General features: G+C 63.2%; 14 protein-coding genes. 10 read left to right on the top strand and 4 right to left on the bottom strand.

Translation table 11 applies throughout. From position 1 onward, the window contains the following. Window positions 1-140: 140 nt before the first annotated feature. Genes NKI46_RS26325 through NKI46_RS26315 form a run of 3 tightly spaced genes read left to right on the top strand, consistent with a single transcriptional unit; the run spans window position 141 to window position 3,024 of the window. Window positions 141-1,313 (top strand): glycosyltransferase, encoded by a 1,173-nt coding sequence (locus tag NKI46_RS26325; RefSeq protein ID WP_352748758.1) that lies wholly within the window; start codon window positions 141-143, stop codon window positions 1,311-1,313. Beyond that, the gene (locus NKI46_RS26320) at window positions 1,310-2,104 is read left to right on the top strand and encodes a WecB/TagA/CpsF family glycosyltransferase (RefSeq protein ID WP_023669298.1); all 795 of its coding nucleotides are present in this window, start codon (window positions 1,310-1,312) and stop codon (window positions 2,102-2,104) included. Before NKI46_RS26325 ends, NKI46_RS26320 begins: the two co-directional genes overlap by 4 nt. Then, on the top strand, window positions 2,101-3,024 hold the full coding sequence (locus tag NKI46_RS26315; RefSeq protein ID WP_352748755.1) for a DUF6492 family protein: 924 nt from the start codon (window positions 2,101-2,103) through the stop codon (window positions 3,022-3,024). Before NKI46_RS26320 ends, NKI46_RS26315 begins: the two co-directional genes overlap by 4 nt. Here the strand turns inward: NKI46_RS26315 and NKI46_RS26310 are convergent. Then, window positions 3,021-4,316, bottom strand: a complete 1,296-nt coding sequence (locus NKI46_RS26310) for a lipopolysaccharide biosynthesis protein (RefSeq protein ID WP_352748752.1) — start codon at window positions 4,314-4,316, stop codon at window positions 3,021-3,023. The two genes, NKI46_RS26315 and NKI46_RS26310, sit on opposite strands and share 4 nt — an antisense overlap. 198 nt (window positions 4,317-4,514) lie before the next feature. Between NKI46_RS26310 and NKI46_RS26305 the strand changes: the two genes are divergently transcribed. From NKI46_RS26305 to NKI46_RS26290, 4 genes are all read left to right on the top strand, one after another. Then, a complete protein-coding gene (locus NKI46_RS26305) occupies window positions 4,515-6,812 on the top strand; it encodes a GumC family protein (protein ID WP_352748749.1) in 2,298 nt (765 codons plus the stop codon). Between the two features lie 355 nt (window positions 6,813-7,167). Further along, window positions 7,168-8,067, top strand: coding sequence for a bifunctional methylenetetrahydrofolate dehydrogenase/methenyltetrahydrofolate cyclohydrolase FolD (gene folD, locus NKI46_RS26300; protein WP_023669302.1), 900 nt, complete (start codon window positions 7,168-7,170; stop codon window positions 8,065-8,067). A 17-nt stretch (window positions 8,068-8,084) separates the two neighbouring features. Further along, complete coding sequence (locus NKI46_RS26295) at window positions 8,085-9,077, top strand: GlxA family transcriptional regulator (RefSeq protein WP_032905230.1); 993 nt, start codon at window positions 8,085-8,087, stop codon at window positions 9,075-9,077. Window positions 9,078-9,312: 235 nt separating this feature from the next. Then, window positions 9,313-10,971, top strand: a complete 1,659-nt coding sequence (locus NKI46_RS26290; protein WP_352748745.1) for a vWA domain-containing protein — start codon at window positions 9,313-9,315, stop codon at window positions 10,969-10,971. A 77-nt stretch (window positions 10,972-11,048) separates the two neighbouring features. Here NKI46_RS26290 and edd read toward each other — a convergent pair whose 3' ends face one another. The 3 genes from edd to zwf all read right to left on the bottom strand — a co-directional run bounded on the left by edd (window position 11,049) and on the right by zwf (window position 15,104). Next, window positions 11,049-12,872: a phosphogluconate dehydratase gene (gene edd / locus NKI46_RS26285; RefSeq protein ID WP_023689335.1), complete on the bottom strand. Its 1,824-nt coding sequence runs from the start codon at window positions 12,870-12,872 to the stop codon at window positions 11,049-11,051. Between the two features lie 64 nt (window positions 12,873-12,936). Beyond that, window positions 12,937-13,653, bottom strand: a complete 717-nt coding sequence (gene pgl, locus NKI46_RS26280; protein ID WP_023669306.1) for a 6-phosphogluconolactonase — start codon at window positions 13,651-13,653, stop codon at window positions 12,937-12,939. Next, window positions 13,635-15,104 (bottom strand): glucose-6-phosphate dehydrogenase, encoded by a 1,470-nt coding sequence (gene zwf / locus NKI46_RS26275; protein ID WP_023669307.1) that lies wholly within the window; start codon window positions 15,102-15,104, stop codon window positions 13,635-13,637. The genes pgl and zwf overlap by 19 nt, the downstream gene beginning before the upstream one ends. Window positions 15,105-15,425: 321 nt before the next feature. Here zwf and NKI46_RS26270 point away from each other — a divergent pair, with 321 nt between their 5' ends. The 3 genes from NKI46_RS26270 to NKI46_RS26260 all read left to right on the top strand — a co-directional run bounded on the left by NKI46_RS26270 (window position 15,426) and on the right by NKI46_RS26260 (window position 19,029). After that, window positions 15,426-16,172 carry an SDR family oxidoreductase gene (locus NKI46_RS26270; RefSeq protein ID WP_027049416.1) on the top strand — a complete coding sequence of 249 codons (747 nt, stop codon included), beginning with the start codon at window positions 15,426-15,428 and terminating at the stop codon, window positions 16,170-16,172. Window positions 16,173-16,351: 179 nt separating this feature from the next. Beyond that, entirely contained in the window at window positions 16,352-17,647 is a 1,296-nt protein-coding gene (locus tag NKI46_RS26265) for a Mur ligase family protein (protein WP_352748773.1), read from the top strand. A gap of 86 nt (window positions 17,648-17,733) precedes the next feature. Continuing rightward, window positions 17,734-19,029 (top strand): Mur ligase family protein, encoded by a 1,296-nt coding sequence (locus NKI46_RS26260; protein WP_352748742.1) that lies wholly within the window; start codon window positions 17,734-17,736, stop codon window positions 19,027-19,029. The last annotated feature ends 5 nt before the right edge of the window (window positions 19,030-19,034 follow it).

The following is a 19,034-nucleotide window of genomic DNA, read 5'->3' as shown; positions in this document are numbered from 1 at the left end:
ATCTGGCTTTTTGATAACACCGCGACGATAACGTTTCGTTAATCACCTTTCGCAGCGGCGCCTGCCGGTCCGCGCCTTTCAGCCGTTGCGTCGCATGATTTAATCAAGGGTTCACCCAGCTTTGCTAGTGGATAGGTGAGATGCATCTGCTGTTCGCCACATCGATCGTGCCCGACGGCGCTCTCGCTTCGGGCTATGAGATCGCCAACGCTGCGATCATCGCCGCCTTGCGGCGCGCCGGCGTGCGCGTCACCGTCATCGGCTTCATCTGGCCGGGCAAGGCGCCCAGCGACCCCGAAAACACCATCGTGCTCGGCGCCGTCGACGTGCGCACGGAAAGCGCCTCGGCGCGGCAGAAGCTCGCCTGGCTTGGCAAGGCGGTGCTGTCAGGGCTCACCTTCGCTTCCGTGAAGCTGCGCGCGGTTTCCGACAGCGAAGTCCGTGCTTCGATGGAGCGCGCCGGTCCCTTCGACGGTTATGTCCTGAATTCCGTGCAGTTTGCCGGCGCCTTCGAAAAACTGTTCGCCGACCGTCCCTCGATTTTCGTCGCCCACAATGTCGAACATGGTTCGGCCAAAGAGAATGCGGCGGCAGCAAACAGTCGCTTCCAGCGCCTGCTGTTTACCCGCGAGGCCAGGCTGCTCAAGACCATGGAGGAGCGGCTCTGCCGCCGTGCTCGCTTCGTCTTCACGCTGGCCGAGGAAGACCGCGCCGCACTCGGCGTTGCCAGCGACGACCGCTCGGCGGTGCTGCCGCTGGTGACCACTGCCACGGCGCCAAAGCCGGTCAAGCCGCGCCGCATCGATTGCGACGCGGCGCTGATCGGCACTTGGACCTGGCAGCCGAACCGCATCGGCCTCGACTGGTTCCTGGAAAAAGTCGTGCCGCATCTTCGCCGGAGCTTTCGCATCAGGGTCGCCGGCAACATGCCGTCGGATATCACCTCTGCCCATCCCGGTGTCGAATTTGTCGGCCGCGTGTCCGACGCCCAGAATTTCGTGCGCGGCGCCGCCGTCATTCCACTGATCAGCACCGCGGGCAGCGGCGTTCAGCTCAAGACCATCGAAACCTTCGAGCTCGGCCTGCCGTCGGTCGCCACCAGCCGTTCGCTGCGCGGCATCGATCATCGCCCGGCAAATTGCTTCGTCACCGACGATCCGGCCGCCTTCGCCGGCGCGCTGGAGGCAGCGGCGGCCGATGTCAAGGATGTCGATGGCAGCGCCTTTCACCGCCGGCAGATCAAGGCACTGGATGCCGCCATCAGGCTCGGCCTGGAAAAGCTCGGGTCGGTGGGGGAGGAGGTGTTTGCATGAACATGCACACCGCCCGCGCCGCCTTCGGGCTCGATACGCTGAAGACGATCCTTGGCATTTCGGTCCTTGCCATCGGCTGGGATGACGCGATCGCGCTGCTCGCTCGTCTGATTGCCGAGCGGCGCTTCACCAAGGTCAGTTTTCTCAACGCTCACAACGCCAACATCGCCTCTACCGATCCGGTCTTTGCCGAGGCGCTCGACGATTTCCTCATCCTGCCTGACGGCGTTGGCGTCGATCTGGCGGCAAAGCTGCTCTACGGCGCGCCGTTCCCGGACAATCTCAACGGCACTGATCTCATTCCGGCCTTTCTGCAGGCATCGGCGAGGCCGCTGACCGTCGGGTTGCTTGGCGCCACCCGCGCCAACGCCGAGGCGGCGTCGGTCAGGCTAGCCGCTCTGGCGGTGCAGCACGAATTCGTCGTCATCCATGACGGCTATTTCTCCCCCGCCGAAGAGCAGGCGATCGTCGATCGCATCGAGGCATTGCGGCCCGACGTGCTGCTTGTGGCCATGGGCGTGCCGCGCCAGGAATTGTGGATCGCCCGTCATATCGATGCCCGCCACTGCACGCTGCCGATCGCCGTCGGCGCGCTGCTCGATTTTCTCTCCGGCACGGTGCCGCGGGCGCCTCTGTGGATGCGCCAGCTGAGGCTCGAATGGTTGTTCCGTCTGTGCATCGAGCCCGGCCGGCTGTGGCGCCGCTACGTCGTCGGCAATCCGGTGTTCCTGCTGCGTGTCGTCAGGCAGAAATTCTCGCGTCGGCCCGAGCCCGCTGGAGAGTTGCGGTGAACAGCCGCGTCGTGCCGAGCCCTGCAGCCGAGACCGGTGCCCTGCCGCAAACTCCGACGGCGGCGGTGGTGACCGCCAGCTATGCGCCGGATTTCGAACGCTGCCGCCTGTTGTGCGAGACCCTCGACCGCCATGTCTCCGGCGTGGCGCATCATTACATTCTGGTCGAGCACCGCGACGTGGCGCTGTTTCGCCAGTTGGAAAACGACCGCCGCAGCGTTGTCGACGAGCGCGACCTGCTGCCGCGCTGGCTGCGTGTGTTCGACGATCCGATGAGCCTCTTTCGCCGTCGCATCTGGCTCAGTTTCAAGACCCAGCCGCTGCGCGGCTGGCATGTGCAGCAGCTGCGCCGCATCGCCATCGCTGCGCATGCTGGAGAAGACGTGCTGGTCTTCTGCGATTCCGACGTCGCCTTCCTCAAGCCATTCGATCTGAGCGCCTTCTGGCGCGACGGCAAGGTGCGGCTGTTCCGGCGCGACGGCGTGCTGTCGAGCGACGGTCACGACGAGCATCGCATCTGGTCGCGCAATGCGGCCTCGGCGATTGGTATCGATGCATCCGAGGTTTCGAACCACGACTATATTTCGACGCTGATCGCCTGGCGCCGTCAGACCGTGACGGCGATGTGCGCCGAGATCGAGAAGGTGCACGCGCGCGGCTGGGTCGAGGTCATCGCTTCAGTGCGCCGGTTCTCCGAATGCATGATCTATGGCCGCTATGTCGACGATGTGCTGGGGAGCGCCGGCCATTTCCACGGCTCGGAGGAATTCTGCCGCGTGCATTGGACCGGGGAGGCGCTGTCGGATGACGAATTCCGCAGCTTCGTCGCCGCTATGGCACCGGGGCAGGTGGCGATCGGCATGCAATCCTTCATCGGCACCGATATCGGCCGCATCCGCCGCCTGATCGGATTGGCTTAGATTGCCTTGGCGGGCTTGCGCAGCGCCGAATAGGTCAGCAGCGCCGAGGCGAGATAGAGCAGCAGGAAGACGACGTTGAGCGATACGACAAGCCTGGGCGTGTCGGCAATCGTGGTCAGCACATAGGTCAACAGCACCGCCTTCAGCCCCGCCAGCAGGCCGAGGTTGAGCGCCCTGAGTGCGGTCTGGCCGCGCGCGAACAGCAGCTCGGCCTGGTATTCGACCAGGTTGCGCAGTCCCGGCACGCCGATTGCCAATGCCACCAAGGGCGCCGCCTCGGCGATATTCCGGCCAAGTGCATTGGGGAAGAAATGCAGCACGATGCCGAGTGCGGCCAGCGCCAATGTCGATACCAGGAACACGCCGGCTTCGATACCGCTCTTGACCCGCAGTCGCGACAACAGCTCCGGCGACCGCATCATCTTCTGCACCAGCATCATCGAGAAGGTGCGGATCGGTATTGCCGTCAGGTCGACCAGCCGCATGATAATGGCATAGATGCCGGCCAGATGCGGCCCGCCGATCGCCAGGACGAGCAGCTTGTCGAATTCCGACTGCAGGTAGAACAGCACTTCGGCGCCGGCAACATAGATCGAATCGGCAAGCCGCCTGAGATAGAGCTCGGTGCGCAGCCTCAGCCGCTGGCGTGGATAATAGAAGCCGAAGGCCAGCAGCAGCGAGGCGGCGTTGGCGCCGATGTAGAACAATGACCAGATCCAGACGCTGTGCTGCCCTGACAGCATGAACAGCACGGCGCCCAGCGCACGGAACGCCGTGGTCACGATCGACAGCACCGCGGCGCGGCCGAATTTGCCGAGCCCGTTGTTGACGATCAGCACCACCTCGACCGGCCGCCACAAAAGCGCTTCGGCAAAGACGATTGCGGCAAAGACGGCCAGAGGCACGGTGCTGGCGAAGAAGATCAGGTAGACGCCCCAGGAGGCCGCCGCCAGCAGTGGTAAGGACACGGCGCCAAGCAAAAGGAAGCCGGCGGTGAAGGTGCCGATCAGATTGGGGCGGATGGTGGCTGTGCGGTAAAGCGCCGAGATGAAGCCGAAAGCGAGGATGCGCGACAGCATGACGCCGGCCGCCGAGGCGGTGGCGAACATGCCGAACTCGGCAATCGACAGCGTGTTGGCAAGTGCGATGAAATAGGCAAGCGAGAACACCAGCCGCCCGCCGGCGCCGCTGATGGCTGAAAGATAGTCGCGAACCAGCCCCCGTCTTTCGGCAAGGAAGGTGCCGATGCGGGCGAGTGTCCGCCTTTGCGGTATGTCGCTGGCCTGCGTCATATCGAGGAAAGCCGTAAGCCGCAAAGCTTAACGTGCGGTTCTGACGCCATTTTACAGATCCCGGCAATGCGTGGCGAAGCGAGAAACTTTCACTTGCAGACTTCGGAAATTAACCTTTTGTTTCCCATGCCTGTTTAGCGTGACTTAACGATTGGCCGACCGCCGCTCCCGCGCCGTCGAAGGTAAAGTTTCGAAACAATGGTCGACAGGGAAAACCGTGAAGACTGGAGGCGCGAGCGCTCCCTCCTGGCGCTCGGCAAAGCCGTGCGCGGCGATGAGGCGGCGGATGCGTCGGCGGTCTCCATCGGTGACCGGGCCGATCCGTCATGGCGCGAGGATGCCGCCACGCGTCACCGCATAGCCCGCTCGCAACGCGAGGCGCGGTCGAATCCGGCGCCAACGTCACCGCCCGAGCCGCCGCAGTTCCAGGCCGACGGCGAACCCGTTTCGGCCGCCAGCGCGCGTGAGGAGCCTGTTTCCGGCCGGCGTCAGGAGCCTAGCTCCCGCGCGGCCTATGAGCCCCGCTCTTTCCACGAGCAGCAACCGGACCGCGACGACGATGACGGGCAGGAATGGAAGCCGCTGATCGATCCGCTCCAGGTCGTCCGCGGCATTACTCGTTCCAAGTTGCTGATCGTCTCGACGACGATATTGGGGACGGTGCTCGGCGTCGCCGTCGCCGTTTCGACACCGAAGAAATACGAAGCCACCACACAGATGGTCATCGAGCCAGGCGACCTGAAGCTTTCCGACAACGATCTCACCCAACCGGTCGGGCAGCCCGATGCGGCGCTGGCTGTTGTCGAAACCCGCATCAAGATGGTGACATCCGGCAAGGTCCTCGACAAGGTCGTGGCCGATCTCAATCTCGTCGACGATCCGGAATTCAACGGACAGGGCTCTGGCGGCCTTGGCGTCCTGTCGCTCATTCGCTCGATACTGTCGCGCCAGGATGGCCCTGGCGGCGGCGGTGAAGTGCGCCGCCAGGCGCTGGCGGTCGGCAATCTGGCCAAGAGCCTGTCGGTTGAGCGCAGCGGCAAGAGCTTTGTCGTTTCCATCAGCGCCACCACTCAAAGCGCCGACAAATCGGCGAAGATAGCCAATACGACCAGGGACGTTTTCCAGCAGGAGGCGGCCCAATACCAGTTCGGGATGGCCGGGCGCGCGACGGACCAGCTGACGGCCAAGCTCGATGACCTGCGCAAGAATGTCGAGACAGCGGAGCGCAAGGTCGAGGATTTCAGGGCCACGCATGATCTCGTCGACGCGCAGGGCCATCTGATCAGCGACGACCAGATGCTGAAGCTCAACGAGCAGCTCTCAGTCACCCGGGCCCGTACGCTGGAACTCAATGCCCGGGCCGCGTCGGCGCGTTCGCTGGACGTCAATTCGGTCATCAACGGCACCTTGCCGGAAGAAATCAATTCCAACACGATGAGCGAACTGCGCGCGCAATATGCAGTTTTGAAGCAGGAGGCCGACCGCGCCGCCGTGCGTCTGGGACCGCGTCATCCCGAATACCAGGCGCTCAACGCCCAGCTCGACGGCTCGCGCGAGCGCATCGCAGGCGAACTGCGCCGCATCGCCTCGTCGCTGCAGGTCGATTTGAAGCGCTCGGTTCAGCTTGAGCAGGATCTCGCTTCCCGCCTGGCTCAGGCAAAGGTCCAGAGCGGCGACGTCAACAGCGATCTGGTCAGCCTGCGCGAACTGGAGCGTGACGCCACGGCCAAACGCTCCGTCTACGAACAGTACCTTCTGCGCGCCAAGGAGACCGGCGAACAGCAAAACATCAACACCACCAACATCAATCTGATGACCCCCGCGCAACCGCCGCTCGAACCCAACGGACCGTCGCGGGCTGTAATAGCGATGGCCGGCCTGCTGCTCGGGCTTGCTTCGGGCATCGGTGTCGGCGCCATGCGCGGCGCCTTTGCCAGCCTGCGCGGCGCTGCCAATTCGCGTTCGCGCGGCAGAATGGACGAGCGCCCCCCTCCGGTCGAGGACAAGGTCTATCGCGCGCCGCTGCCTGTGGCGCCGCCACCGGCAGCACCTCCGGTGTTGCCGACCGCGGCCGCTCCCGCCCGGAGCCCAGGTCTGTTCGACGGACTGTTCTCGGCGATGCGCAAAGCCGCGCCGGGTAGCGGGACGTCAGGCGAACCCGTCGAGACCTACCGCGCCCAACCAGCCGCCGAATATACAAGGCCGGTGCAGGAGCCTGTGGGCTATCGCCAGCCGGACTTCCGGAACGAGGTTCCGCACGCCAATTCCCCTGCGCAGCAGCCTGGCTACGCGCAGCCTCGTCAGCCGGCTGACTATGCCTATTCGCAGGCTCAGCCGATGCCCGCGGCGTCCGGGCCGTGGTCTTCTCCGCAGCCCGCTGGGGCGGCGCCGGAAGACCAGCAGGCGCAAATCGACGATATCCGCGCCAGCCTGCGCGAATTTCGCGAAGCGGTGCGCGAACTCACCGAAAGCCGTTCGCACCGCCGCTATTTCTGAGCAATTCCAGGAAAAGTGTGAAACGGTTTTCCCGGGAAAAGCGCGTAGCGCGCTTTCCCTTGGGAATTGCGTCAAAACAAGAAATAGAGCGGTTCAGCCTTTCCGTGAAAGGATGAGTCGCTCTGAGCCCGTCAGCACAGAATAAAAGCTGCCGGTTTCGAGTTTACGGCATGTGACGGCGCTTTGACGGGATTGCTTAGGCCAAATTTCGTGACAATGCCGCGCAGCATGGCGCCCAAAAAACGCTGCCGTCGGGCTTTACCCGAATGGGCGGAACGTTTGGAACAACGACATGCACGAAGCAACGTTCAAGGCGCGCGCCGCGCCTTGGCTGGAATGATGTCGAGGATGGTTCATGGCCGAAGTGATTGACGGAAAGATCGTCGCCGCAGACGTGGTTCAGAAGGTCAAGGCCTTGACCGAGGACCTGGTCGCCAAGGGAAAGGCCCAGCCCGGCTTGGCGGTGGTCATCGTCGGCGAGGATCCGGCAAGCCAGGTCTATGTCGCGTCGAAGTCGCGCACCGCCAAGGAATGCGGCTTTCATTCGCTGCAGCACACACTGCCGGCCGACACGTCCGAAGCGGCACTGCTGAAGATCATCGGCGAACTCAACGCCGATCCGGCCATCAACGGCATTCTGGTGCAGCTGCCGCTTCCCGCCCATATCGATGCCGGCAAGATCATCCAGGCCATCGCGCCACAAAAGGATGTCGACGGCTTTCATTTCATCAATGTCGGCAAGCTCGGCACCGGCGAACTCGAAACAGCCTTCGTGCCCTGCACGCCGGCTGGCTCCATGCTTTTGATCGAACGCGTGCGCGGCAAGGATCTTTCCGGCCTCAACGCGGTCGTCGTCGGCCGCTCCAACATCGTCGGCAAGCCGATGGCAAATCTGTTGCTTGCCGCCAACTGCACCGTCACCATTGCCCACAGCCGCACCAAGGATCTGCCGGCGCTGGCCCGCACAGCCGACATTCTGGTTGCCGCCGTCGGCCGGCCCGAAATGATCAAGGGCGACTGGGTCAAACCCGGCGCCACCGTGATCGATGTCGGGATTAACCGCATTGCCGCACCCGAGAAAGGCGAAGGCAAAACCCGCCTCGTCGGCGATGTAGCCTATGCCGAAGCGGCCAAGGCCGCCGGCGCCATCACCCCCGTGCCCGGCGGTGTCGGACCGATGACCATTGCCATGCTGATGGCCAATACGTTAGCCTCAGCCTACCTTGCGGCCGGCTTGAAGCGGCCTTCCTTCTGACCCAGAAAGCAGCTTCTTTGCCGAACCTTACTATACCCTCTGAACGGCCGGATGATCCCGTTCAAGGGGGCCGGCAATTCGCGTTCCTGCTGGTCGACAAGTTTTCGATGTTTTCGTTGGCAGCGGCGATCGATACCTTCCGCTCGGCCAACCGCCTGCTCGGCCGCGATTTCTATGGTTGGACCACGGTCTCGGCCGACGGCGATCCCGTCATGGCCTCCAATGGCCTGCCGCTCAAGATCGACTATGCCGTCGCCGATTTGCCGCCGGTCGATATCCTGTTCGTGTCGGTGGGCCTGTCGGTCGAGTTCCCCGGCAAGAGCAAGGTGCTGGCGGCGCTGCGCAGCTGGGGCCGGCGCGGCAATGCGCTAGGCGCGCTGTCGGTGGGCTCTTACCTCCTGGCCGAAGCCGGTCAGCTCGAAGGCTATCGCTGCACCATCCATTGGGAAAACCGCGCCGGCTTCGTCGAGCGCTTTCCCGACATCAATTGCACCGGCAACGTCTTCGAGATCGACCGCAAGCGCTACACCTGCGCCGGCGGCACCACCTCGATCGACCTGATGCTGGAGATCGTGCGTGGCGACTTCGGCTCGAACCTCGCCAACGGCGTTGCCAACCAGTTCCAGCATGAGCGCATCCGCTCCGCCGGCGACCGCCAGCGCGTCGGGCCGGAGCGCGACCTGACCGGCAAGTCGGAGAAGCTAAGGCGCATCGTCGAACTGATGGCCGACCATCTCGACGAGCCGCTATCAGCCGTGCAGCTTGCTAAATCGGCGGGCCTGTCGGTGCGCCAGGTCGAGCGCTTGTTCCTGCGCCATTTGAGCGTCACGCCCGGTCGTTACTACATGCGGCTCAGGCTTGAGCGGGCGCGCGAACTGCTGCGCCAGACCAACATGCCGATCCTCGACGTGGCCATTGCCACCGGCTTTACCTCGCACTCCTATTTCGCGCAGAGCTATCGGCTGCAGTTTGGCCGTCCGCCTTCCGAAGAGCGGCGCACCACCTACTGATTTCGTGTTACCAGCTCTGCCGGCGCCGATCCTGTTACACTGCAACCGTTAGAAGCATGATCCCAAAAAGTGGGTGCCGGTTTTTGGAAAAGATCGTGCTCCAACAAAGGGTTAGATCATGATGAGATTTCATCCAAATCTCATCATGATCTAGTAACCCGCTCCAGGCTTGTGTCCGGACGCGCTGTCAAATAGCTTCCGGCGCGGATCAGAGGGCGGCCTCAAGGAGATTTCGATGGCGGGACTTTTGCGGAGCGTCGCTGCGGCGCTGCTCCTTTTGTCGATGACTTCGCTCGGCTTTGCCGCCAATAAGGTTATCATCATTCTTGACGCTTCAGGCTCGATGTGGGCCCAGATCGACGGCAAGCCGAAGCTCGAGATCGCGCGCGAATCGCTGAGGACCGTACTGCAGTCGGTCCCGGGCGACGACGAGATCGGCTTAATGGCCTATGGCCACCGCGAAAAGGGCAGCTGCGACGACATCGAGCTGATCGTGCCGCCGCAAGCCGGCTCGGCTAGCGCCATTTCGGCCGCTGCCGACAGCATGAAATTCCTCGGCAAGACGCCGCTGACCGCAGCCGTCAAGCAGGCGGCCGAAGCTCTGAAATACACCGAGGACAAGGCGACCGTGGTTCTCATCACCGATGGGCTTGAAACCTGCGAAGGTGACCCGTGCGCGCTGGGCAAGGAACTGGAGGCCTCAGGCGTCGATTTCACCGTCGACGTCGTCGGCTTCGGCCTGACCGCTGACGAGGGCAAGCAGATCGCCTGCCTTGCCGACAACACCGGCGGCAAATATATCCAGGCCTCGGACGAGAAGGCGCTGCAGGAAGCACTGGTCGAAACCGTCGCCGCGCCGGCTCCGGCGCCGGCACCCGAACCCGCTCCGGCGCCTGCCCCTGAACCGGCAAAGCCCGAATTCAATTTCATCCCGAGCGTGGTCATGGCGGAAGGCGGCGATCCGATCACCGACGGCAATGCCTGGGAGGTCTACAAGGCCAAGGCCGATGGCACGCGCGGCGAGGCCGTCACCACCCAGTACAACAACTACGAGGCCAATCTCGAGCCGGGCGACTATGTCGTCGTCGCGCGCGCCGACGAAGCTCGGGCGGAACAGAAGGTCAAGATCGAGGCGGGCCAGGTCTACAAGCCGCTCTTCACCTTGAACGCCGGCACCATGCTCATCCATCCGAAGCCAAGCCAGGGCGCCGAGATCAGTGACGAAGCCCATGTCGACTTCGCCTTCCCGGGCGGCAGCACCACCCACTATGGCGACATCAGGATCATCGTGCCGGCTGGTGAGCAGAAGGTGACGGTTGCGATCGGCAGCGGCTCGGTGACCGAGACCATCCAGCTCGCCGCCGGGCAGACTGTGGAAAAAGACATAGTCGTCGGCGTCGGCCATGCCGCCGTCAACGCCTACTACACTGCAGGTGGCGACAAGGCCGACTCCTCGGGCATCAGCGTCCAGATCGTCAAGGCCAAGAAAAAGATCGACGGCTCGCGTGACGATGTCGCCCACTCCTATGGGCCCGACAGCAAGTTCTGGCTGCCGCCGGACGACTATGTCGCGGTCACCTCGCTTGAGCTCGCAACCGTCGAGCAGCCTTTCAGCGTCAAGGTTGGCGACAATCAGGACGTCAAGGTGACGCTGGATGCGGGCGTGCTGGTGATGTCGGCGCCGGGCGCCTATTCGATCGAGGTGCTGTCGTCGAAGAAGGATATCCAGGGCAACCGCAAGGCGCTCGGCCTGAACTATGGCGACACCTGGCAGCAGACTATCTCGGCCGGCGACTATGTCGTCCTCCGCCACATGCCCGATCAAGGCCATGACAAGGAAATGCCGGTGACGGTCAAGGCCGGCGAACGGAGCGAGATTACGGTTCAGCCGTAATCGCCATCCATCCCTCACCAAAGGGCGGCCTCAAACCGAGCTCGAGCCGCCCTTTTTACAAAATAGGCAATGATGCCTCAAGCCGTGCCGAAAGCACTGGCGCCGTGGTCGGCGCGGCCGACCAACTGGCGGAAACCAGCGAACAGCTCGCGGCCGAAACCGAACTCGTTGCCGATGAGATCGATGTCGGCCGTGCGGCGCAGCGCGAGCTCGGGCCCCGGCACCAGCACTTCCAGCGTGCCGGCATCGGCGTCGAGCCGGATGATGTCGCCGTCATGGATCCTGGCGATCGGCCCTTCCTCGACCGCTTCCGGCGTTACATGGATCGCCGCCGGCACCTTGCCGGAAGCGCCAGACATGCGCCCGTCCGTGACCAGCGCGACGCGCTGGCCACGATCCTGCAGGATGCCGAGCACGGTGGTCAGCTTGTGCAGTTCCGGCATGCCGTTTGCCTTCGGGCCCTGGAAGCGGATGACGGCGATGAAGTCGCCGGTCAGCGTGCCGGCCTTGAAGGCTTCGTTCAGTCCCTGCTGGCTGTCGAACACCTTGGCCGGCGCCTCGATGACGCGGCGTTCCGGCTTCACGGCGGACGTCTTGATGACGGCGTGGCCGAGATTGCCGGCGAGCACCTTCAGGCCGCCGGTCGGCTGGAAGGCTTTCTTGAACGGCGCCAGCACCTTCTCGTCGCCGCTCTGCAGCGGCGAGGCTTCACGCACGACGCCGCCATCTTCGCCGAGCCGGGCCTCGACCGCATAGGGCCTCAGGCCTTCGCCCCATACCGTCTGCACATCCTCATGCAGGATGCCTTCGTCGAGCAATTCGCGGATCAGGAAGCCAAGCCCGCCGGCGGCGTGGAAATGGTTCACGTCGGCAAGCCCGTTCGGATAGACGCGCGCGAGAAGCGGCACCGCTTCCGACAGGTCGGAAATGTCCTGCCAGGTAAGCGTGATGCCGGCCGCCGCGGCCATGGCGATGAGATGGATGGTGTGGTTGGTAGAGCCGCCGGTGGCGTGCAGGCCGACGACGCCATTGACGAAAGAGCGCTCGTCGATCATGCGGCCTACCGGCGTGTAGGCGTTGCCGAGCGCGGTGATCGCCAGGGCTCGCCTGGTCGCCTCGCGCGTCAGCGCGTCGCGCAGCGGCGTGCCTGGATTGACGAAGGACGCGCCGGGCGTATGCAGGCCCATGATCTCCATCAGCATCTGGTTGGAATTGGCGGTGCCATAGAAGGTGCAGGTGCCCGGCCCGTGATAGGATTTGGACTCCGCTTCGAGCAGTTCTGCGCGTCCGGCCTTGCCCTCGGCATAGAGCTGGCGAACCTTGGCCTTCTCGTCATTGGGCAGGCCCGTCGTCATCGGCCCGGCCGGCACGAACACCGCCGGCAGATGGCCGAAGGTGAGGGCTGCAATCACCAGCCCCGGCACGATCTTGTCGCAGACGCCGAGATAGACGGCGGCGTCGAACATGTTGTGCGACAGGCCGATCGCCGCCGACATGGCGATGACGTCGCGCGAAAACAGCGACAGCTCCATGCCGGGCTGTCCCTGGGTCACGCCGTCGCACATGGCGGGCACGCCGCCGGCCACTTGCGCGATGCCGCCAACTTCCTTCGCGGCTTCCTTGATCAGCGCCGGGAAGGTTTCGAAGGGCTGATGCGCCGACAGCATGTCATTGTAGGAGGTGATGATGCCGAGGTTCGGCACCTTGTCGGCGCCGAGCGCCAGCTTTTCAGACGGGCTGCAGACGGCAAAGCCATGCGCGAGGTTGCCGCAAGACAGGACGCTGCGGTTGGCGGTGCGGCTGGAGGCCTCGGCGATGCGGCCGAGATAGCGCTCGCGGCCGGCTTTCGAGCGTTGGCGGATGCGTTCCGTGATGGCTTCGATGTCGCGTCTGGCTGTCATGGTCGGTCCTTTCGAGCCCCGGAAGAACGTCCTCCACCGTCTGCCGGGACTGCTTTGCGTGAAATCAGGGTGCCCAGAACACCTCTACCGGGGTGGGTGCCGCTTCGAGCACTTTGCGGATGGGCTTTTTCGCACCCGGTCCCATCGCACCGTCGAAGGCGGTGCGCTTGTCCTCGCCTTCTATATGCAGCGCGATGAAGCCGGCGTCGACGATCCGTGCCAGCGGCAGCGTCAACCGGGGTTCGCCGGCGCTTGCCGCGTGAACCGGCAGCACGATCCTTGATGAGGCCGGGTCGAGCAAATCGCCGAGATTCTCGGCGTCGGGAAAGAACGAGGCGGTGTGGCCGTCGCCGCCCATGCCGAGCACGACGACATCGAGGGGCCAGGGCAGAGCCTTCAGCGCCGCATCGTCGGCCGCCGCGGCGGTCTCGATGCTTGCCGCCTCATGGTAGAGCGGCACGAAGTGCGCGGCAGCCGCCTTGTTCTGCAGCAGGTTGGCCGCGACCAGCCCCGCATTCGAGCGCGGCGAGGAGGCCGGCACGAACCGTTCGTCGACCAGCGTCACCGTCACCTTGTTCCAGGCGATCGGAATGGCCGAAAGTGCTGCAAAGAACTTTGCCGGCGTGGTGCCGCCGGAAACGGCAAGCAGGGCCGTGCCGCGCTCGTCGATGGCCTTGGTCAGGCGCGCCGCGACATTGCCGGCAAGGGCTGCCGCCAGGTCTTGGCGCCCGGCAAAGCCGTTCCAGTTATAGACGGGCTCGCTCAATTGCTTTCGTGCCATGTCCGCCCGTCGCGTTCGATCAGCGCAATCGAGGCCGAGGGACCCCATGTGCCGGCCGTATAGCCTTGCGCCTCCTGCCTGGCGCTTTCCCAGGCGTTCTGGATCGGGTCGATCCACTTCCATGCCGCCTCGACCTCGTCGCGGCGCATGAACAGCGTCTGGTTGCCGCGGATAACATCCATGATCAGCCGTTCATAGGCGTCCGGCGCGCGACCGTCGAAAGATGTTGCAAAGCTCATGTCGAGCGGAATCTGGCGCAGCCGCATGCCGCCCGGGCCTGGATCCTTGATCATGATGAACTGCTTGACGCCTTCGTCGGGCTGCAGCCGGATCACCAGTTGGTTGGCTGAGATCGGCCCGGCGCTGTCGCCGAAGATCGAATGCGGGATCGGCTTGAACTCGATGACGATTTCCGAAACGCGGGTCGCCAGCCTTTTGCCGGTCCGGAGATAGAACGGCACGCCGGCCCAGCGCCAATTGCCGATCTCGGCCTTGATGGCGACGAAGGTCTCGGTGGAGCTGTCTTTGCCGAGTTCCTCGACATAGCCTTTCACCGCGCCGCCTGCAGAGGCGCCGGCGCGGTACTGCCCGCGCACGGTGTGCTTGGGTGCCTCATTGCCGTTGATGCGCTTCAGCGCCCGCAGCACCTTCAGCTTCTCGTCGCGCACGGCATCGGCATCCATCGACGATGGCGCCTCCATGGCAACCAGGCAGAGCAGCTGCAGCATGTGGTTCTGCACCATGTCGCGCAGCGCGCCGGCCTTGTCGTAGTAGGTGACGCGGTCTTCAAGACCGACGGTCTCGGCCACCGTGATCTGCACATGGTCGATATGGGCAGAATTCCAAAGCGGCTCATAGAGCGCGTTGGCAAAGCGCAACGCCATCAGGTTCTGCACCGTCTCCTTTCCGAGATAGTGGTCGATGCGGAAGATCTGGCTTTCGTGGAAGTCGTCTCCAACCACGTCGTTGAGCTTGCGCGCCGAATCGAGGTCGCGGCCGATCGGCTTCTCCAGCACGATGCGTGAATTCGGCGTGATGAGATTGTGGGCTTTCAGCTGGTGCGAGATGTCGCCGAACAGCGCCGGCGCCACCGCCAGATAGAAAGCGCGGATGCGGTCGCTTTCGCCGATCGCCTTTTTCAGCTTGTCGAAGCCGGCACCAGTCGTCGCGTCGGCCGATACGTAGGACAGCCGGGCAAGAAATGTCTTGAGTTCCTCGGCGTCGATGTCGGCCGGCTTAACATGCTGGGAAATCGCCTGCTTGGCGAAAGCCTGGAATTCCTCGTCGCTCATCTTGGAGCGCGAGGTGCCGATGATGCGGGTCGGCTCGGAAAACTGGTGGTCGCGCTGGCGGTGGTAGAGCGAGGGCAGCAGCTTGCGTTCCGACAGGTCGCCGGTGCCACCGAAAATGATGAAGTCGAAAGGCTCGACGGGAATGATCTGGCTGGTCATGGTCTGTCCGCTTTGACGCCGCTCGCTGTGACGCGGCAGGATATAATCTAATCGATTTAAACTATCCAGTGCCATGGTGTCACATCAAGGCCAAATCACTGCATATTGATTCGCTCCAAATGTGCCTTGACACTGGCTGCCACCCGGAGGCTTTTCGTCAAGCGATGGTCCCGGGGCTTTCGCGCCTGCAACATAAAGCGGGAATGTGACGAAAGCTAATGCGTGTCGCCCAGAAGTGCGAAGCGGTTCTGGGAGACAGACATGCATCGAACAAAAAGGAAAATGCGCTTGCGAGGTGGGTCTTCAATGAGCGGAAAAAGCATGCGTCTGGAAAACAAGGTTGCCGTCATCACGGGTGCTGCGTCAGGTTTCGGCGAAGGCATGGCCAGGCGCTTTGCCGAAGAGGGCGCCAAGGTCGTCGTCGCCGACCTCAACGCCAAGGGCGCGGAGCGCGTTGCAGCAGAGATCGGCCAGGCCGCGATCTGGACCCAGACCGACGTTTCGCAGCGTTCCGAATTCGACGAGATGGTCTATGCCGCAAAAAGCGCCTTCGGCCGCATCGATATCATGGTCAACAATGCCGGCTACACCCATCGCAATGGCGACATGCTCGACGTCGACGAGGCGACCTTCGACCTGATCACTTCAGTCAACATGAAGGCGATCTATCACGCCGCACTTGCCGTGGTGCCGATCATGGAGCGGCAGGGCGGCGGCGTCATCCTGACCACGGCTTCGACCGCCGGTCTGCGGCCGCGGCCGGGGCTCACCTGGTACAATGCCTCGAAGGGCTGGGCGATCACCGCGACCAAGTCGATGGCGGTCGAACTCGCGCCCAAGAACATCCGCGTGAACTGCCTTTGCCCGGTCGCCGGCGAGACCGGCATGCTGGAGAAATTCATGGGCACTGACACGCCGGAGATCCGCGAGAAATTCCGTGCCTCGATACCGCTCGGCCGTCTGTCGACGCCGCTCGATATCGCCAACGCTGCGCTTTGGCTTGCGTCGGACGAAGCCGCCTTCATCACCGGTGTGGCGCTGGAGGTCGACGGCGGCCGCTGCATTTGAGCAATTCGGGAAGTACCTCGCTGTTCGCAATGCATGGCAGACAGAGCAATGTCGGCAAGAGTTCGCATCGGTGCGCCGGCCGGCCGAGGAACGAACAGTTGACGTCGTCACGCCGGACCCCAGTTTGACTTCTCGATCCCCCGAAAGGCATAACGGATCGTGGATAGTGTTGGCGGGTGATGAAGATCAGGCAGCAGAAAAGTCGCTATGATCTGGGATGGCGGCTGCGGCTTTACCTGGCCACCCGTGCGCGGGCGCGAAGCAAGGCAATTTTCATCGGCATTACCGGAAGCTCCGGCAAGACCACGGCGGGAAGCCTGCTTGGACACATCCTGGCCGGTCATGGTTCGGTCCATACACAGGTTCTGGCCAACACGATGAAACTGTTGGTCTCGACGCTATCCAGGCGAATGGGAAAGGGCGGCAAAACCGACTACGTCGTCTTCGAGGCTGCTGCATTCGGCCCGGATACAATGAAGCCCATGGCCGAATTGCTTCGCCCCGACGTGGCTGTTGTCACAATGGTCCGGCTGGAGCATCGGGCCAGTTTCAAGACTGTGGAAAACGTCGCTCGAGAAAAGAGCGCCCTGGTCGCGGCGCTGGAGCCGGGCGGCTTCGCGATGCTCAATGCCGATGACCCTCTTGTGATGGGCATGGCCTCGGCGAGCTATTGCCGTTCCGTCACATTCGGCACATCGGAGCAGGCGGATTATCGCGTCAGCGATATCGAGGCCTCCTATCCCAAGCCGTTGCGGTTCTCGCTCCACTGGCGCGGCGGTGTGCTCGATATCGAGACGTCGTTCCCCGGCGAGCATTTCTGGCTGCCGACTTCAGCGGCGGTGGCAACCGCTCTTGAGCTGGGCGTGCCTGCGCAGATGGTCAAGCACAGGATCGCGACGTTCCAGCCTCTGGAAAATCGCGGCCAGGTGCTCGTCCCCGCGGGTGGCCCCCACTTCATCGTGGATGCCGCAAAGGCGCCCTGGCATTCGCTGAGCCTTGCCTTCGACATGGTAGCCGGATCGACATTTGGGCGAAAACGTATCGTTCTTGGCCAGCTATCGGATTTTTCCGGCTCGAATAACAGATATGCCCAAGCTTACAGCAGCGCGCGCGAGATTGCAGACCAGGTGATTTATGCCGGCGATCATGCCCATCGCTCCAAGGCGAACCAGGCAGATCGCGACAGCGGCCGCTTCATCGAATTGCGCACGGCGAGGGAAGTGTCGGACTACATCGCCCAAACCGCGCAGCCTGACGAGTTGATCCTGCTCAAGAGCTCGTCCAATCTGCACCTCGAGCGTGTCGCACTTGCCTGGACCCACAACGTCGAGTGCTGGGTTTCGGTATGCGGCAAAACCGAGGGATGCGAGCAATGCGGCCTCTATGAAGTGCCGTTTGAGCAGCACCGTGAGTTTGTGGCGCAGAGAAAATCGAAGCGCCGCAAGCACAGACTGCTGCGGCTCCTCGGTCGCTAGAACTCTTTGGCTCAAGCACGCCAGCGCCCGTTTGACTCTGGAACTTGGCACGACGCATATTAGGCTGGGCTAAAAGCTGGCGGGGTGTGAAACTGGAATCGCTGAAAATTCGCAAGGACTTGGGCTGGGCGCTGCGACGGCTGCAGGCGCGCTGGGTGCGGGCGCGTCACAAGGCGACGTTCATCGGCATTACCGGCAGCTCCGGTAAATCCACATCCACCAGCCTGCTTGCACACATACTGGGCGCCCAAGGCAAGGTGCATCTACAGGCCCAGGCCAATACAATGCCTGCGCTCATCCGAACGCTTTACAAGCGCCTGAGGAAGGCCGGCAAAGTCGATTACGTCGTTTTCGAAGCCGGCGCTTCCGACTTCGGCACGATCAGCGCCATGGCGCAGATGCTGAAGCCGAGTGTGGCGGTGGTTACGATGATCCGTCTGGAGCATTTCGGCAAGTTCAGGACTCTGGAAGCTGTGGCGGGAGAGAAGCGGACGCTGGTCGAGGCACTCCAACCCGATGGACTTGCGGTTCTCAATTGCGATGACCCACTGGTGATCGGCATGGCGTCTGGCGCGAAATGCCGGATTGCGACCTTCGGCCAGTCCGGCGAGGCAGACTACCGCGTGAGTGACGTGCATGCCGCGTATCCGGAATTGCTGCGGTTCACCCTTCATTGGCGCGGTGGCAGCCTGAATATTCAAGCGCCTTTTCCCGGCGAGCAATTCTGGCTGCCGACTGCAGCGGCCATGGCCGCCGCCTTGGAACTTGGCGTCCCGCCAGAGCAAGTCGTAGCAAGAACGGCATCGTTTGCACCACTGCCCAACCGCTCTACGGTGCAAGAGGTATCCGCGGGTCCGAAATTCCTGGTCGATACGGCCAAAGCGCCCTGGCATTCGCTCAACATTGCTCTGGAGATGATTGCAAAGGCCAAGGCCGCTCGCAAGCGCATTGTGCTTGGGCAGATATCCGACTACGCCGGCTCGTCGAGGAAATACGGCAGTGCGTACAAGATCGCTCGCGAAATCGCCGATGAGGTCATCTACACGGGCGACAATGCGCATCGCTCGCGCGCCAGCCAGGCCGACCGCGACAGCGGCCGGTTCATTGAGCTTCGCAGTCCCAAGGAAGTTTCGGATCACATCAAACAGACCGCGGTCCCAGGAGAACTGATTCTGCTGAAAAGTTCGTCCAACCTTCATCTGGAAAGGATCGCGCTCGCCTGGACGCACGATGTGAAATGCTGGACCCCGCTATGCGGCCGGTCAGAAAGCTGCCAAATGTGCGGCCTCTATGAAGTGCCGTTCGAGGAACACCGGGATTTCCTGGTGAAGCGCCAACTTGCTCGCAGAAGACACCGTTTCAGATGGCTGCTCGGCGGCTGACCAGA

It is taken from the genome of Mesorhizobium sp. M0615, assembly GCF_040320805.1.
GTDB lineage: Bacteria > Pseudomonadota > Alphaproteobacteria > Rhizobiales > Rhizobiaceae > Mesorhizobium.
Note: the sequence above shows the minus strand (reverse complement) of the source record. Positions and strands in the feature narration are given on the sequence as shown.

Coding starts and splice junctions, on each gene's coding strand:
- NKI46_RS26325 (WP_352748758.1), top strand. CDS start 141: ATGCATCTGCTGTTCGCCACATCGATCGTGCCCGACGGCGCTCTCGCT.
- NKI46_RS26320 (WP_023669298.1), top strand. CDS start 1,310: ATGAACATGCACACCGCCCGCGCCGCCTTCGGGCTCGATACGCTGAAG.
- NKI46_RS26310 (WP_352748752.1), bottom strand. CDS start 4,316: ATGACGCAGGCCAGCGACATACCGCAAAGGCGGACACTCGCCCGCATC.
- NKI46_RS26305 (WP_352748749.1), top strand. CDS start 4,515: ATGGTCGACAGGGAAAACCGTGAAGACTGGAGGCGCGAGCGCTCCCTC.
- folD (WP_023669302.1), top strand. CDS start 7,168: ATGGCCGAAGTGATTGACGGAAAGATCGTCGCCGCAGACGTGGTTCAG.
- NKI46_RS26290 (WP_352748745.1), top strand. CDS start 9,313: ATGGCGGGACTTTTGCGGAGCGTCGCTGCGGCGCTGCTCCTTTTGTCG.
- edd (WP_023689335.1), bottom strand. CDS start 12,872: ATGACAGCCAGACGCGACATCGAAGCCATCACGGAACGCATCCGCCAA.
- pgl (WP_023669306.1), bottom strand. CDS start 13,653: ATGGCACGAAAGCAATTGAGCGAGCCCGTCTATAACTGGAACGGCTTT.
- zwf (WP_023669307.1), bottom strand. CDS start 15,104: ATGACCAGCCAGATCATTCCCGTCGAGCCTTTCGACTTCATCATTTTC.
- NKI46_RS26270 (WP_027049416.1), top strand. CDS start 15,426: ATGCGTCTGGAAAACAAGGTTGCCGTCATCACGGGTGCTGCGTCAGGT.
- NKI46_RS26265 (WP_352748773.1), top strand. CDS start 16,352: ATGAAGATCAGGCAGCAGAAAAGTCGCTATGATCTGGGATGGCGGCTG.